The sequence below is a fragment of the Candidatus Omnitrophota bacterium genome (genome assembly GCA_028717245.1).
Classification (GTDB): domain Bacteria; phylum Omnitrophota; class Gorgyraeia; order Gygaellales; family Profunditerraquicolaceae; genus JAGUYA01.
The window spans coordinates 82,335-99,720 of record JAQUOD010000002.1 but is presented as its reverse complement, the minus strand read 5'-3'; the positions used below and the strand labels follow the sequence as shown (position 1 = coordinate 99,720).

General features: G+C 42.3%; 1 pseudogene (running past both ends of the window). It reads right to left on the bottom strand.

Annotated elements, in window-relative coordinates:
- A pseudogene (gene malQ, locus PHV44_02100) lies at nt 1-17,386 on the bottom strand (4-alpha-glucanotransferase) (it extends past both window edges: 39,493 nt to the left, 39,631 nt to the right).

The following is a 17,386-nucleotide window of genomic DNA, read 5'->3' as shown; positions in this document are numbered from 1 at the left end:
TTGATATCCACAATACTGACATTATTACCGGCACGTATGATTGCCCCTCCTGCTGTCCTTATATAAGTAACCATATTCCAGTATTGATACATAGAGTAGTTTTCAGGGTTAGTAGTGTCAGCATACTTGGCCATTTCTGTTTGGGCGTCAGTAATTTTAGCTTGAGCTGCCCCTACGCCTGCTCTTGCATCTTGGAGAAGCCTTTGGGTATCAGTAACTCCGTTATTGGCGGCGTCTATAAATGACATTATAGCTACTTTGTCGTTGGCTAAGGTAGCTGCAAAGGCCTCCATTATTGCCTTATCGTTAGCTAAAGTATTCAGGAAATTCTGCATTAAGACCTTGTCGTTAGCTAAGGCATTTAGGAAGTTTTGCATTAAGGCCTTATCGTTAGCTAAAGTATTCAGGAAATTTATGATTGCGGCCCTGTCACCAGCCAAAGTATTCAGGAAATTCTGGATGCTTGTTTGACTCTCCTTCAGGTCATCGGAAAGAAACTCCATCAACGCCTTATCCGTGGTGGAGTGCACCTCACTACCGGCTTTCAGGGCATCTCCTGCCGGCAAGGTCGCATTATATCTTAAGGTTACCTTATAATATAAGAGCTTCCCTTGGGCATCATTTATCGGCTCTGAAAAGAGGAGCCCGTTATTAATAAGGTATTGCAGGTCTTTCTTGGTAAGCTTAATCGCGATATCCGGCCGCCTGTCGCCGTTAGTATCTTGTGTGATATATGCCGGGTAGGTATCAAAATTCAACCAGGACTCATTGGCTGCCTTAGTGATTTCTAAGGCTGAAGCGGCTTGAGTGAATTCTTCTTCTGCGCCTACCGGCGTAAAATGAACCTCTTCGCCAGTATCTTTTAAGGTTATCTTATAATAGATGGGGAGGCCGCCTTCTTTGGTAGTTATCGCCTCTTGATTTAATTTCTTATTTTCCAAAAGCTCATTATAAGCTGCCTTATTCAAGATAATCAGTTCATCCGGGTAATCATTGTTATCGTTATCTTTTTCAATATAAGCCCAGATGTTGGGATCATCCAGCGCCTTTTGCCTGGCTATGTAAACCTGCTTCGCTTTTTCTATAGCAATTACGGTCTCCAGCGTTACAGGATACTGTAATCCCTTTACGTCTTTCTGGCCGATTACTTCTCCCACAGTCAAGGTAGGCTTAGGCGTCGGCGTAGGTGTGGGTTTGATGGTTGGCGTAGGTGTCGACGTAGGAGCCGGAGCAAATTCAGCGCCGTTATAGGTTTGAGTAACGGCGTTACCCCAACTAAATATCTCTCTAAAAGTATCTAATATCTTATCCCACGTACTGATTTCTTCTTTGATCCCTGTCGTCTTTTCCGGAATTACTGCGGTAGTGGGTGTCGGGCTTGGTGTCTCGGCGGTTATGGTTGGAGACGGTGTAGATGTAACCGTAGGCGTAGGTGTTGGCGTAACAGGCGGCGCTCTTGCAGGCGTAGGAGAAACTTGAGGTTCAGGCGTAACCGCTTCTTTCACTTTCCAAAGATTACCCATTTCAGTTAAAACCAATCTGGGTTTTCTATCTATATCAACAAAACCCCAGTATTCCTCATTACCAAAGCTATCACTGGCTACGCTAAACGCAAAACCACCTTTATCTTGTGTTGAAGGGCTTCCTGACTTCCACCATTCGTCATTCCATTCCATAAAAGTAACTCCTAAAGAAGGATTCTTAGAATTATGGATACTACTTGAGCCGTCTATCTGGCTCCAAAGATTCTCTGTTGCCTCTGCCTGCGCCTCTTCATCTATCGCATCTTTAGAGTTATTAAAAGAATCCGTGCCTGTCTCCGAAACATACATTGGCTTGGTGATCCCGAGCTCATCGCAGAGGCTTGCCCACTGGGAGAGCGCGGATTGGATAGACTGGCCTCGATAGATATTCATTCCCCAGACATCAACCGAAGGAACCTTTTGTACTATATCTTTACCGGGCACCTCTCCGTGAGCAGTTGAAACCGGATGATTAGGGTCTAATTTATGGGCGGCCTGGGCAGCCTGCTCTAAGGCGTTATACCAAGTATCAATATTTCCGCTAAACCATTCCGGATGATAATTATATTCATTGCCGAATTCCCACATTAGGATTGCCGGGTCATCCTTGTGTTCGGTTATATAACCCTTATAGTTGCCTGTCGCTATATCTTTTGCATTATCAAAACCTACAATCACTTTTATCCCTGCATCGGCAAATGCTTTTAAAACATTTTTATCAGTTATAATTCCATAAGTGCGGATAGTATTTATCCCTGCTGCCTGCATCAAGGGGATATCCTTCTCATACCATTGGCTGAACTGGCCTCCCTGCGTGCCTTTTCCGGCAGGGCTATAGGTAATGCCTTTAATCTGATACGGCTTGCCATCCACTAATAATTGATAACCTTCAACTTTAACTTTGTTATTTGACTGAGCATAAACATTTTGTGTGCCAGTACTAGCCACGGCGCTAATCACTATCACTACTGCTATTCCCGTTGTGCCTGCCGTTGACCAGGACAAAGAGGGCACCATACGTTTTAAACCTGCTGCAAAATTTTTATATAAAATATATAACCGAACAACTAATTTACCTATAAGATTGGGTCTTCCCCGCAAAGCTTCTATTACACATTCTTTTAACCATCGCCCTAATCTACCCGGCACGACTTCTCTCCCGTATATATCCTCAACGATTTCTACGGGTTTCTCTTTCTCTAATTCCTCTCCTCTATATGCCTTCATTACCGTATTATCAAACGCCTCTTGTAGTTGAACCGCCCAATAGCCTATCGTTGCTTCTTTGCTTGCTGAAGGCACGCTCAGAAGAATCCTTAAATCTTCTACTTTCGCTAAGAATAATCTCCAGGCCTCATCTAATAATTTCTGGCTATCGTCATCAAGCTCATTCCGCCTTGTAATAAACTCATTCCTTAATACAGTAAGCGGCTTCTCCACTATCCTCTGCTCTGCTAACTGCTGGTTATAATCCGTAGTTGCCATATCCATTATGCTTTCTATAAGGCTATCTGCGCACCTTGCTTCATGAGAGAAAGAGTCCAATTCTAATTTCTCTCTGCCTCGCAATGTTTTCTTTAATTCCTCTGCCACAGAAGGATATTTCTGGAATAGGCTTTGCTCTAAATAATAGAATTTCTTAATTCGCGCAGGATCGAAATGGTATATTCCTTCGTTATAGCCTGTCAAACGCGGGATACGCGCTAAAAGCTGTCTCTGCCAGCGCCAGACATCCCTTCCGCCGAGAATAAGGAAATTAAATATGGCCGACTCGGAATCCTCTGATTCCCCGTGATCCTCGTCGAGAATTAATTTGAAGTTGGTATTGCGGCTGGAAGAAGAAGTAATAATAGTAATCTCTTCCTTCCTACCTGCGACATTCTTTACTACCTCCGATATCTGTTTCGGGCTCATTTCCTGAGTTAAGCAATTCGCTATTATGCCAAGTTCTCTAAATCTTTTCTCTAATTCTTCGGCACTCTCTACATCCTCCACATAAATGACTACCCGTTCTTTCTTGTCGGCACGTTTTTTAGCCTCGAAAATTACTTTTCCTATAGCGAAATTTTTTCCTGCATATAACAGGGCGGGCTCTTCCTTGGTCGCTCCTCTTCTTGCCTTTTCAATTTCTTGGCCATCAATAATTTTTACGCTATAGCCAAATTGCTCCAAAAGGGCCTGCTCCAAGGTCCCGCTTAAGCCCCAGACTAAACCCATTGCATCCAATAGAGAAAAAAGATTGCTATAATCCTTGGTTTCGGAATAACTACTTAGGACTATCCGCATATTCTCCGACGTAAGGTTATCTTGGAATAAACCTTCTTTTACATAAAGCGCAAACCAGACATTGATGTCCTGTAATTGGCGATTTTCAAAAATCTGGCCTGTAGGCGTATGTATTAATTGAAGGCCATCCGCCTTTGTGACATAATGTATGCCTTGATGATAAAGGTACATTGCATCTAAACAGCCTTTCACCAAAGCTACATAACGGTTATCATTCCCGAGTTTTTTAAATATTAAGTCTAAACCTTCCTCTGTAATCTCAATATAATGCGTTTCAAAACGCGCGCCTTCTGATTCCGCCTCTGCATCTTTATCAGCGTACTGCCTGACTATAAAATCCCTTCCACATTCAAGCTCTCCCTTGACAAATGAATATATTCTTTGTATCTCAGCATAAGAATAGACTGCTTCTTTTATTACTTCTTTATGTTGAGTGTCTGAAATATCGCTCGGCCCGATGGGATCCCCTAAGAGAATCTGAGGAGTAAATAGGTCATCAAAGAGCGCATCAAACTCTAAGCCCAGCAACGCTGTTTTTGCCGTATTAATCACTGGATTGGTATCCATTGAATGCCTCTCCCAGTCAATCGAGAAGACCTGATAAGGGACAAAGGTAATGGCGTCTGCGGCATATTCATTCAAATCCCGCTCATCTGCTTTCTCTTTTAATCTTTTGTTAACATTTATATTAATAATCTCAAATGCCTTTTTTAATGCCTCGAAATCAGCTTCTACTGCATTTTCGTTGCAGCTGGTATAAATTATTTTATCAAGGCCTAAATAACTCTTTGCTACATACCATAATGTTAAAATGAAGAAAGCTAATTCTGTTTTGCCGCCGGACATTATCAATTCATAGGCAAGTTTACTTATATTGCTAATATTGCCTTCCTCTGCCCCCTGAATATCCTGCCAGATTTGCTCTATAGCTTTTATTTGTGTCTCGTTCCAGTTTTCAAACGTAGAAGCTGCGCCAGCTTTTCCTTCTTTTTGTGCGTCCTTCTTTACCCTGTCTCTTTCTTTAAGTGCTCCTTCGCATATATTCGCTACCCGCCAATAAACCTCTCCTAATGAAATCTGTTTATTTTCTACCTGTTCTCGTAAATCTTTTATTTCTTCTTGTACCTTATTTTCTAAATTCTCCCCTTCTAAGGATAAATAGAGGTTAACCAATGGCTTTTGTGCCTTATGGAAAACATGGGCTTTAGGTAAACCGATATAAATATCCTGGCATTTTGCAATGAATGTAACGACCATAAGTATTACTATTCCTGCCATTGCAAAGGGAAAGAGGAAATTCACGGTTGCAGTAACGGGAGCGAGAAGAGATCCAATTGATTTAATGGCTCTCCCTACATCAATAAGAGTAAGCTCTCTGATAACAGTACTATAAGATAAATTAGCGTAAACATTAATAAAAGATATCTCGAGGTTATAGAGTATGACGCCAAGGACACCTTTACAAAATACGAATAGGCCATATACAAACAAAGTAATGAAGCTACTAATGATGGGTATTTGCCAAGGTATTCTTATTCTTATTTTACTTAACGTGTCGTAGGCTTTACGTAACCATTTAATATCTTTGATTATATTGGTTATAAAATATAAGGCCTGGTTAAAATATGCTATTATTTCGCCATGGCCTCTAAGATGGGCTTGCTCGTGGGCAAGAATAGATTTTTGAATCAGAGTGGAGAGATAATAGAAGCGAGATAGGTCAATATGTACTCGCTTATTATTAACATAGGCGATGGCGGTTCTACCATCGTGGGGAAGAAGCGTTAGATTATAACCAGTTCCAATCCTTTTCTTTAATTCTTCAAGCTGTTTTTTTGTGGGTGGCGCACGGCTCGCCTCTGCCTTAGTTAACCAAATCCTTATCCCTTTGTAGATGAATATAGCTCCGAAACTAAACAACGATAAAACAACAGGAAGAATTACTACCATAGGAATCATTGACCAAATAAAAGGTATAGTTAAAATAATACCTGTGGCTACCCAAGCAGCCATTCCTGCCATAAGAGAGCCTCTTGCAGAAACGTTTTTTTCAGAATTTCTATTATTTAACTCATCTATTATTACAAGAAGTATTATGAGACCGATAGAAACTATTAAAACCTGTATCCCAAGAGATAGCCCCTCCCACCAAGATGAAACAGAAAATATTAGCCCCTCCCACCAAGAAAGGATGTAAGATCTCTCTAAAAAACTGAATGGTCTTTCAGAATAATTAAATTTATCTATTGACGCTTTAATATTTTTATAATCCCACGCTCTGACGTTTTTTCCGGTCGCTGATATCAACGTATTACCATCGGACGATAAAAAAACAGCAAGAATTTCATTAGTATCTCTTATTGTCTCGGTTTCTTCTTTATTAAAATCCCAAATCCTTATAGTTTTATCTACGCTACCTGAAACTAATTTTGCCCCATCCGCGGAGAAAGCAATAGTATTTATTGAATCTATATGCCCTTTTAGCACTTTAGCCGTTATTGCATTTAGGTCTAAAACAGTTATATTACCCGTACCATGACCCAAGGCTAATTTAGTTCCGTCACGCGAGAAGGCCATGGAAAATACTAAATCAAAAGTATCCTCATATCCTATCAGTTCTTTAACCTTTCCGGCATTTAAATCATAAACATATATACTCCCATTATAACAGCTTGTTACCAGATTAGCTCCGTCAGGAGAAAATACGATACTAATAATGCTTGATGGAATAGCGATGGTTTCCAACTTTGCGGTAGCAAGATCTAAAATATCGATTTTATCCTCTATTCCTAATCTCAACGCAAGTTTATTTCCATCGGGCGAGAAGGCGATATCGCTTATATATCCTCTAGGCACATCCATAGTTCTAACTTCTTCCGTAGCGAGATCCATAATCTTTACAGATTTATTACTAATAAAGAATAACGTTTCTCCTTGAGGTAAAAAGGCGATGGGACTTGCGTAATCGGCACGTTCATTGGTAACCTTAACATTTCCACTAGCAAAATCAATGATTTCTATATTTTTATCCTTGTAAACCAGGGCTAATTTTGTTCCATCAGGCGATAAGAATACAGAATATATGCTGTTCCCTTGTGCTACCCAACTCTTAATTACACCGGATGGATACCGTCTAAAAAATACTATTTCTGAAGTTTCATATAATGCTTCATCGCTATCTATTATCCCCGCTCCTAACATGCCTTTTTTATAGAGCGGATCACTCATAGGATCTGCTGTTTTTAAAATTATCCCCTTTGCCTCTTGAGCAGAAATCTCAGGATTCTCCATAAGCATACTGGCTAATAAACCAGTCACTCGAGGAGCTGCCATAGAAGTTCCTGCAAATCCAAATGTAATTCCCATCCCGGGTAATATTTCTGCCTCAAATTTACCTCTTGCCATTATATCCACAGTCTCTCCGTAATTTGAATATTCCGCTTTAGATTTATCGCCTGCGGCAGCAACACTAATCACCTCTTCATATGCAGCAGGATACATAGGCTCGTCAGTATCATCGTTACCTGCTGCCGCTACAAATATCACTCCCTTTTCTGCGAGAGTTTCTATGACTGCGTACTCTAAAGGATCGTATTCATAATTACCGAAACTCATATTAACTAATATTTTTTCCTGCGGATGAACTTTGACATAGTCTAAAATGTCTATTAATTCCGTTAGATATTTCACAACAGATACTGTAAAACCGGGGATAATAAACTTTTTCTCATTCGGCATATATATAGAAGGTCTAATTACGCCAACATTTTTGTAAATTATCTTCGCACCACTGCAAGCATCTTTAATAATTTTCGTTACAATGCTACCATGAACTTTATTCATGGTATCTTCAACCGGTATATTCTTAGACTCATCCTTAAGTATAACCGTTACCGCATCTTGCCAATCAAAATATTCTCCGCTATCCAAAACAAAAACAACTACTTCGGATTCTTCCTTCGCTTCAACAGTCTGAACTATAGCTGGAATTGCTGCGCCAGCAATTATTACAGCTACAACTGGTATGGCAATTACCTCTCTCCTGCTGAACCGCGGTAAATAATCTTCGGTTAATGCAATCCTAAGAGCTAAGTTACCTATAAAGGTAGGCTTACCTTTCAAGGCTTCTTTTGCGGATTCCTTTATGGATTCTTTCGTAGATTTAATAGCATCTGGTATTAGATATAAGGCCTGGTTAAGGTAAGCCCTTATCTCACTTTTGTGTTTAAAGTGGGTCCGTTCGTGGCGGTTAATGGAGATTCTGAATATTATTGGCAAATATTTGAAGGCGAGATGGCGATAAGTAGGCTGGGCAATAGGAGTAGTAAGATACTTATACCGCGGCTGGCCCCTGATTCCGCCTTGCTTTACAAAGGCATAAACAATTGCCATTGCCTGGGCGATGAAGAAGGCTCCTGCGGCGCCCAGTAGCCCGCCCACAATGAGACCGACGACAGGAATAAATAAGCCTGCCAGAACTCCAGCAGCAATGAAACTTAAGCCGGCAATCATTGAACCTAAAGCAGTAACATTTCCACCCTGTTTCCTTATCCTCATTAAGAAAGCAAGGATAATACTAAATACAACGGCTACCCCTACTACTGCCACAGTTACTTTAACCCAGGTATTCTGCCATAAATCAACAACAGGCTGAAGTATCGGATTAGGCGTAGGCGTGGGAGCCGGGATTTCGGTGTTAACAGAAACATTTAAAGTACAGTCAGTTGACAATTCCCCGTCGCCTATTCTAAGCGTAACGCTGCTTGTGCCTTTCCAATTGGCCGAGGTAGAAATATGTAAAATATGGCTGCCATCAATAGTTGCGTTCAAGCGGGAGTCTATCCTTTGGGGATTAATGATTTCGTAGCTTAATTTGGACGCTGCAGTGTTTTTATCAGAAACATATTGCTCTAAGTTTATGCCGGGCCATTTATTGCCGACAGCGAAGACGGCGATTGGCGGCATTGTTCTTATTACCGGCGGGTTATTAGCCTCGCCGGTTATCGTTAACTTATATGTAGTATCTAATTCTGTATCTGATGCCGTAATATTAAGGTAAGTTGTGCCTCCCCACTTCGGTAGGGCGCTGATAGTCAGGATAGAACCGGTTAAGGTAGCGTTGACATCGGGGTTTAACGAAGATTTATCAAGGCGGTAAGTCAAAGGAGACACAATAGTCTCGTCAAAGAAATAATCTTTTAAGTCTCTGCTGTCTTTTCTCCTATCGGTAAAGAAATTTAATTGCGGTATAGGTTTTATTACTCCCGGTGCCTTATTAGCTTTACCTTTTATCGTCAATGTATATGAGGCAGAGGCCTTTCCTGTATCCGTTACCGTGATATCCAGCGAAGTCGGCCCTTCCCAAGTCGGCGGAGCGCTGATAGTTAAGATAGGGCCGGTTAAAGTAGCGTTGACATCGGGGTCTAAATCAGCGGGGTTAAAATTATAGATTAAATCAGAATCGGGGGTCGTATCATCAGAAACATAATCCTTTAAGTTTATAGGAAGCCTTCTATGGCCGAGAGTTAAGTTGAGTGGCGGTATATCTTTTATTACCGGAGGCTTGTTTGCGTTTATCGGTGCTACGCCTCCACCACCACCGCCGCCGCCTGAAGGCGGAGCAGGTGGCGCAAGAGTGCTAAAGACATAGTCATTGCTGGTAAACAAGTTTCCTGCGGCATCTTTACTCTTTACGCGGTAGTGATAGGTAGTGCCGGAGGCAAGGCCTGCGAGAGTAACTGAGTGATTGATGGCTAAAGCAACATCTAAGGTAGTGGCTGAACCATAGCTTGTGTCGATGCCATATTCTACCTGCGCATCCGCTGGCCCATCGGTTTCCCAGGTAATTACAGCTGAGCCAGTGGTGATACCAGAAAGGACAATTGGTGAAACAACAGGCGCTGCTGGCAGAGGCGCCCCTGTCCACAGCTTAGCAATTTCATTTAAAACCAATTTACGTATTTTGTCTATAGTTTTCCAGCCCAGCCATTCATCGTTTATAAAATTATCATAGGCAGCAAGAGTAGGCCATCCACCCATATCCTGGGCAGCAGGATTTCCGGATTTCCACCATTCATCCTGCCAAGTCATAAAGGTAATCCCCAAAACATCCGCATCTTTAATTGAATTCCAAATATTTACCACTGCCTGGGCCTGCTCAGCTTGACTCTCCTTATTTATACTGTTATTGTAAGAGTCTGTCCCGCCTTCGGAAAAATAGATGGGTTTATTTGTAAGCGCCCTTAGTTCCGTAACCGCAGCTGAATAATTATCCCCCCCTGCATAGTAATTTAAGCCAATCACATCAACGCCCGCAGCCACTACTTGCGGGATATCGCTGGATAAATTCGCGTATCCTAAAGTAGTGGATACCCGATGATTAGGATCAATGCTATGGATTACAGTGGTTGCGTCTTTCAGCATTGACCACCAATTGTTTAAATCCCCGCCGAACCACTCCGGATGCAGGTTATATTCATTACCCAGCTCCCATATCAAGACCGCAGGATGATTCTTATACTGATTTATGTAATCTTTGTATTTGCCTCCTTTAATATCCGCCTTATACTGTTCAAGAATATTTCTCAAATCATCCTTCGGGAATCCTATAATTACTTTTATATTATATCTGGCAAAGGCATCTAATAAGTCTCCGGAAGGAGGATAATAGGTCCTTACTGTATTTATTCCTGCTTGAGACATTAATTTAATATTGGCTTCGCCCACAGAGGCTAAATCGAGAATTAAGTCTTTATCGGTTTTCCCTTTGGGTACCGTGGATAAGGTAACTCCCTTTATTTTAGAAGGCGTCGGAGTGGGTGTAGGCGTTGGTGTTGGTGTCGGCGTTGGTGTCGGTGTCGGAGTCGGAGTTGGAGTTGGAGTTGGAGTTGGTGTAGGTGTCGGCGTAGGCGTCGGTGTAGGCGTAGGCGTCGGAGTGGGAGTCGGAGCTGCAGGAGTAACAAAGGTATTGTCCGTTCCGGGAGCGAGATTTCCTGCGGCATCTTTACTCTTTACGCAGTAGTGATAGGTAGTGCCGGGTGCAAGGCCTGTGAGAGTAACTGAATGGCTGGTGACTAAAGCAGCATCTAAGCTGGTAGTTGAGCCGTAGCTTGTGCCGGTGCCGTATTCTACCTGCGAATCTGCTGGCTCATTGGTAGTCCAGGTAATCACCGCTGAAGAGCTGGTGATGTTTGAAGAAGCAACTATGGAGATAGCAGGCGCAATAGTGTCAACAAAGGCAATCCTGTTTACTATTATATTTGTGTTTTGAGGATTAAGGTAGTTCCCCCAAGCGGTCGCGCCGAAATGGACAGTAATCCTGCGAATACTACTCAAATTAGCGCCAGCGAATGCCGAAAGAGGTATATCTATGTCTTGAGAAGCAACAGTCAGAGTATATACCGGGCTTTTGCCAACTGAACTATTATCATCGGTAATAGAGGTATTTAATAACTGTGCAATAAAGTTATTTCCAACATTGCCTGATAGATTAAGCCTTAAAACGCTGTATTCTGAAACATTGATATTTCCTACATCTACCCAACGAGCGGCCCAATTCGTGCCTGAAGCGTATTGTGGATTACTTGGCGGGGTTATCTGTAATGTCCCGGATTGCGCCCGAACTTCGATGTTTTGCATTATGGCGGGGATTACTGCGAGCATAAGCGCGACAGGTATTCCTATCGCCGCTCTCCTGTTTAATCCTGACAGGCAACCCTTCGTTAAATATGCCTTAATAGCTAAATCGCCTATAAAGTTAGATTTACCTTGTAAAGATTCTTTTGCGGATTTCTTTAGGAGTCCGACATTAGAACCTTTTATTTTGCTGTTTCTTTTCTTTATTTGGATAAGCCCAACTGCCAACGCTAGAAGCATATTTAACGGAATAGTGGCTAAAGGAACAGAAGGTAATGAAGCTGTGGTTGGCGCAACCGGCAGAAGTCCGGCTGTCCGTGTTGAAATAAAGGTAATGCCGTTTAATCCGATATCTGCTCCCTGCGGGTTAAGAGCACTGCCCCAGGCGCTTCGGCCATAATGGATAGCAATCCGGCGCACGCTCTTTAGATTTACGCCGCGGAATTCTGAAAGAGGTATATTTACTTCTTGAGAGCTACCGGAAAGGGCCTTTGTTGAACTTATCCCGCTTGAACTATCATCGTGCATAGAGGAATCAAGCAACTGCACAATAAACTTATCCCCTGCCTTGCCTGATGCCTTAATTCTAAGCGTATCGTATCCTGAAGCGTCAATATTGACCACGTCCACAGCGCAAGAAGCCCAGCCTGTGCCGGAATAATATTGTAAGTTTCCTAAATCTACCTCTAATGCCTTTTTCACTTGCTGCTGGGGAGTTATTGGAGCAGAAGTTGGAGTCGGTGTCGGAGTCAGCGTCGCTTTCGCAGTAGCTGCCGGTAATTGTGCCGTAGCAGGAACTACTCCTGACTTTCCGCCTAAATAGAAAGGATTATAACCTAAATCTACAAATCCCACCCAGGCAGTAGATGTAGTGCTTAAAACTGACGGTTCGTGTGAATACCATCCAAACGGTATATATTCTCTCTTTAAAGAATAAGAGTAACCGGTTTTGCCATTTGATTCCTGTTTCAGAGTCTCAACTCCATCTCTCATGCTCTGGGCATCAGCAGCGCATTCTTTTGCCCAATCTGGATGGGTATTTTGATAATAAGTAGCTAACTCTCTGGTAGCAAAAATCCCACCGTTTGTCCATTCTACTGAAAGCTGATCATGTTCAGCGGTGTACCCCACGCCCAATAATTTATTCCCCTGATAATATCCGGATAATTCTTTGGTCTTCTTCCACATCTTATAAGAGGCGCCTTCGCCAAACCAGGAATCTATCTTCTGCGGCCCTAAGACATCAATTCCCCAGCTCTGACAATCCTCCGCAAAGTCACTCTTATTAAGAACCCACCGGCCATTAGTGTAATGCGCGCCCTGATAGAAGGTATTGGTTTCCGGATCCCAAACAGATTTAAAGTAGCGTTCAATTCCTTCCATTGCTTTTTTGTAAATATCCTTACCGGTTATCTGATAAAGCATCCTGAAGGCACTATACCAAGAGTGGTTATTTTCCGTAGAGATTTCATAATAATAAAATTCGGAACCTTGCTCATGCCAAGTGCCAATGGGAGCCATCCGAATACCGCCGTTCTCTGCCTGCAGTAATATGGCTGTCCTGGCTAATTCTTCTGCTAATTGTAATGAAACGGCGTCATGCTTAACGTTATGATACTGCGCTGCCTGCATACTTATCCAAGCGTTCTCGCCGGCAATAGGTTTCCAATCTTCCCAGTGGATAGTAGGCCAGGTAGGGAACCCTTGGAGATAAGTCTTCCCATCTAACGGGTCAGCAGTATTATATTTTCCATTGGCATCAATAATCCTGAAGATAAAGCCGCGTTTTCCTTTATCCGCCAAAGAAGCGGATACGGAAGTAGGGCTATTTATATCATAGATAAATGGTTGGTCTGTATTCTTTCCTGCAAAACCCGCCCTAATGGTCTGCAACTGGCCTAAGGAGCCGTTCCAATAAGTATTAATAGGTATAAAGGCTAACTCTAAGTTCTTATTGTCGCCGCTCGCTGTAAGAAGTATCCCCCAGCAAGCGCCGTCATATACTTCCAAGCCTTCATTTACAATCATTCGTTCAATAATCCCCTTTACAGAATTAGCTTCTCCCATACGGCTATAGACTTCTTTCTTCTTATCTTCGGGTATCTGGAAGCTGAAAGGTAAGCCGGTGGTAGTGCTGACGTTTGCTTTCAGCCAATTGGTAATAGCTAAAATATCTTTCTGGGAGATAGGCGCCTGTGCGGTTGGCGCTGGCGCAATAGATGTTGAAATTGGTGGAGCCGATTTTTCTATAGCGGCAGGCGGCGTTGGAGTTGATTCTGGTTTACAGCTGCAGGATGAGATAGATACAGAAATAGAAATGAGCACTAATGCTATGAAGCCGAGGAAAGCTTTCTTCAAAGCAGGCGGGCTGAGAGCCCTGTGGACAACCTGCCAGGCCTTCTTAAGTATGCCCAAGCGATACGCAGCCATTAATCCAGCTATCCCTGCTCCTATCCAAAAAATAGGACTGCTAAGGATGTTGGACGAAGAAGCTTCCGCCGGAGTTACTGCCGCTTGAAGCTCGGCGGCGTTAACAGGAGCTGAAGGGCCAAAGAAAGCTGCCGATAACCACGCACCAAGCCCCACACCCAGGCCCACTAAAACAACAATGATTGAACGTAATATAGTAACTTTGCCTTTCTGAACAAGTCTCTTATTTCTCTGGTTAATTGCGCCTGCAACCGGCAATAACATCTGCGGGATAACAGTAGGTAATAATGAATTCGGGAAGAATGGTCCTGCGTCTTTTACATCTTCGGGTTTTACTATAATCCCGCCAGAGATAACGGTTCCAACGGGTAAAAATGGAATGTATCTTGAAATAGATAAATCAGGTTCTTTTAACAAATCTGTATCTTGATCAACTCCTATTTCATTAAATAAGTATTTAAGAAATGCTTCTCTTGCTTCTTCAGTAGAACTTAAATCTATTTTTACACTTTCCCAATTAATCTTAGAGCCGTAATCCTTTGATTCGAATATTTTTCCGGTAAAATATCCTTCGGTTGGTATTCTTCCGTATAACAACTTATATGCAAGATCTGTAACTATGAGCTCGTCTAATTGATTTACATAAGGAATGCTATAACCTAAGTCTTCTATTTTGCTGCTTACACCCACAGATGCCGGTTGGCCTTTGTCTATGCCAAACTTTTTCTCCAAAATTAGATGCCCCAATTCATGCGTTATTACAACTTCAGGAGAGAAATAATGCCCTCCATACGGAGAAGAAACAAATAAACCATTACGCATCGGGTAAGGTTCCAAAGGAAATCCGACCTCGATTATACCTCCGTTTGTATCTGCGTGTGCAACTGTATTACCAGATACCCCCCACTGGCCTCTTATATAACCATATTTAATCCCTTTTAAATATTCACCATACGTTGGGAACCTCTTCTTTAAAAACTCTGTCCACTCGGAAACCATAGAGTAACCTCTCTCTGATACCACAAAATCACCCAAATTCATAAAGTCAAAACCCGATTTATTGCATGAAATACTTAAATTATCCGTATAATCAGAAGTTTCAACTTTCAAATCGGAATAAATAAGCACACTTTCTGCGGATTTTATTTCTTCGGATAAACCTGACCTCTTGGATACAACTTCTAATAACCAGGATGTAATACTATTAACTGCTTCGGTGGATACCCGGCCATAAGCGTCTTTGGTTGTATGAAAGATTTTAACTTCTTGGGCTTGTGAACGCGATATGCCAGAAATAGTTACTGCAGGAAATCCATAATAAGCAAACACGCACGCATTACTTTCGCCGGAGAGTGGCTGCATTTTATTGGAGTCTACATATAATTTATACGGCAATGAAGTATCGTAATATAAGGATACTGGCTCTATCTGGTTCGGAGCATCTACTGAAGTTATCCAAATCCGGGGTTCTCTGTTTTCTCCATTATTATCCTCAATACTAAGGTGCGATTGGCCAATGGAATCAACATCCAACACTATACTATTCGCTGGTTCTACGCGCTCCTCTTCAACCATATCTTTAATAAAGGAATTTACTCCCAAGCCGTCAAACTCTTCAGCATTTGTAAATACAACATAAATAGCGCTATCAGGATGCGTATTTGTTAATAACCTTGATATCTCTAACAGCGCCGCAACGCCCGAAGCATTATCATCTGCGCCGGCATAAAAAGCATCAAAATGGGCTGAGAGGATAATATTTTTCGCGCCGTTAACTTTTCCTGGAATAACTGCCGCAACATATAAGGGTATGCCGCTTTCTAACTCTTTGTACAAATAATAAGGTTCGTTATTAGTGTTCTTTGCATCTTTATAGCCATATGTTTTTAGCAGGTCTTTTATAAATATTGCGGTTCCTATATTCTCAGGAGTGCCAATATAACGAGTGGGTAAAGAAGAAAGGTTAGCTATGGTTGTCTTGATTAGCTCTTCGGCAACAACATCTCCAGGGGCAATCTTTATGTTTACGGGTTCCTCTGTGAGGGGAATTACGGGTTGTTCTTGTGCTGGAGGAATAATAGGCGGTGTAGCGGACTGCGGCGTGCAGGTAAAAGTAAGCGCAGGAATGGCAATAAATATTAATGCCGCCGCAAAGACAGAAACTGCCTTCTTTAAGGCAGGCGGGCTGCGGATTAGAACATCTTTAACTTTCCCCCAATTCCTAACCATATAAACCAATGCACCTGTCAAACCAACCGCAACCACTAACCCCCAGAAAATAGGACTGCTAAGGATGTTGGACGAATAAGCTGTTCCTTGAATTACTGCCCCTTGAAGAGTGGCACCGATAAAAGGCAATATGGAAAGGATGCTTTGCTTTTTTCCAATTTTAAGAGACGCAAAATGTGCATAAACATATTTAGTCAGGAATTCGTTCTCCTTATTTTTATCGTGCCCGGTCAACGCGCTAATTTCGGGTATGGATAATATTTCTTTCACGGCCTTAATCTGCTCTAACTGTTCCTGCGTTGCTTTTCCTTTAAACAGCTCTAACGTAAAAGAGCCGGGTAAAGCCACAACAGGCACGGAATCATAAAGATAGAGTTTCAAGTAAGTATCCACCATCGCCATGGCCCTTACCCCTGATTTCTCCTTAGCAGCCGTATATAAGCGATTTAAAAAAAGCTGAGCGAGAGCATTTTCTCCCGTTTCCTGCGCCGGAGGCATATTCAATCCGGGAACGGGCGCGAAAGACTTTTTATACCCGGCAATAAGGAACGGATTTATGGGGTGGAATTTTCCGGTAGGATCAAGGTCAAGATAATCAAAATTAGATTTAGGATAATCTGCTGGCCGCGGGCCTATCTTTATCTTCCTAAAGCCATTTTCAGAAAGTAAAATGTTTGCTTGCTCAACCGAGAAATGATTACCAAAGCGAGGAGCCTCAGTCACAATTTCTACTCTTCCGTCCACTTTGAGAACCCGACACGCCTCCTTCAAGAAACCGTTCAGGACCGTATTGGTATCCAAAGGATAATTTATGATGACTAAATCAAACGTTCCATCTGCAAAGGAAGTACTCGTAGCATCCATGTTTTCAATCTTTTCGCCGCAGCTTTCTTTGGCTACTTCAATTACAAGGCTGTCCTTATCAATACCAGTGATCTCCCATTCAGGATGGAGTTCTCTTAACTGAAGTAAGGAATACCCGTAGCCCGCGCCCATCTCAAGGACTTTATAAGAATCATTATTGTCCGCTTCGCAGGCGGAATCGACGGCTCTTGGCATCCGGGAATAACGGGTAACCTGATTTCTTCCTTGCGCCTTAGAATAATACAAGGCAGCATCCGCACTCTTTATGAGATGTTCTTCCGTAGAAACGCAATCCCCTAAACTCACCACTCCTATACTTACTGTAAGCCCTATTTTTATGCCATCTGCGAGGGCGTTAAATCTGTACATCTTAACTATCTTTCTAATCTTTTCAGCGGCAACCGCTGCTTTTTCCTCGC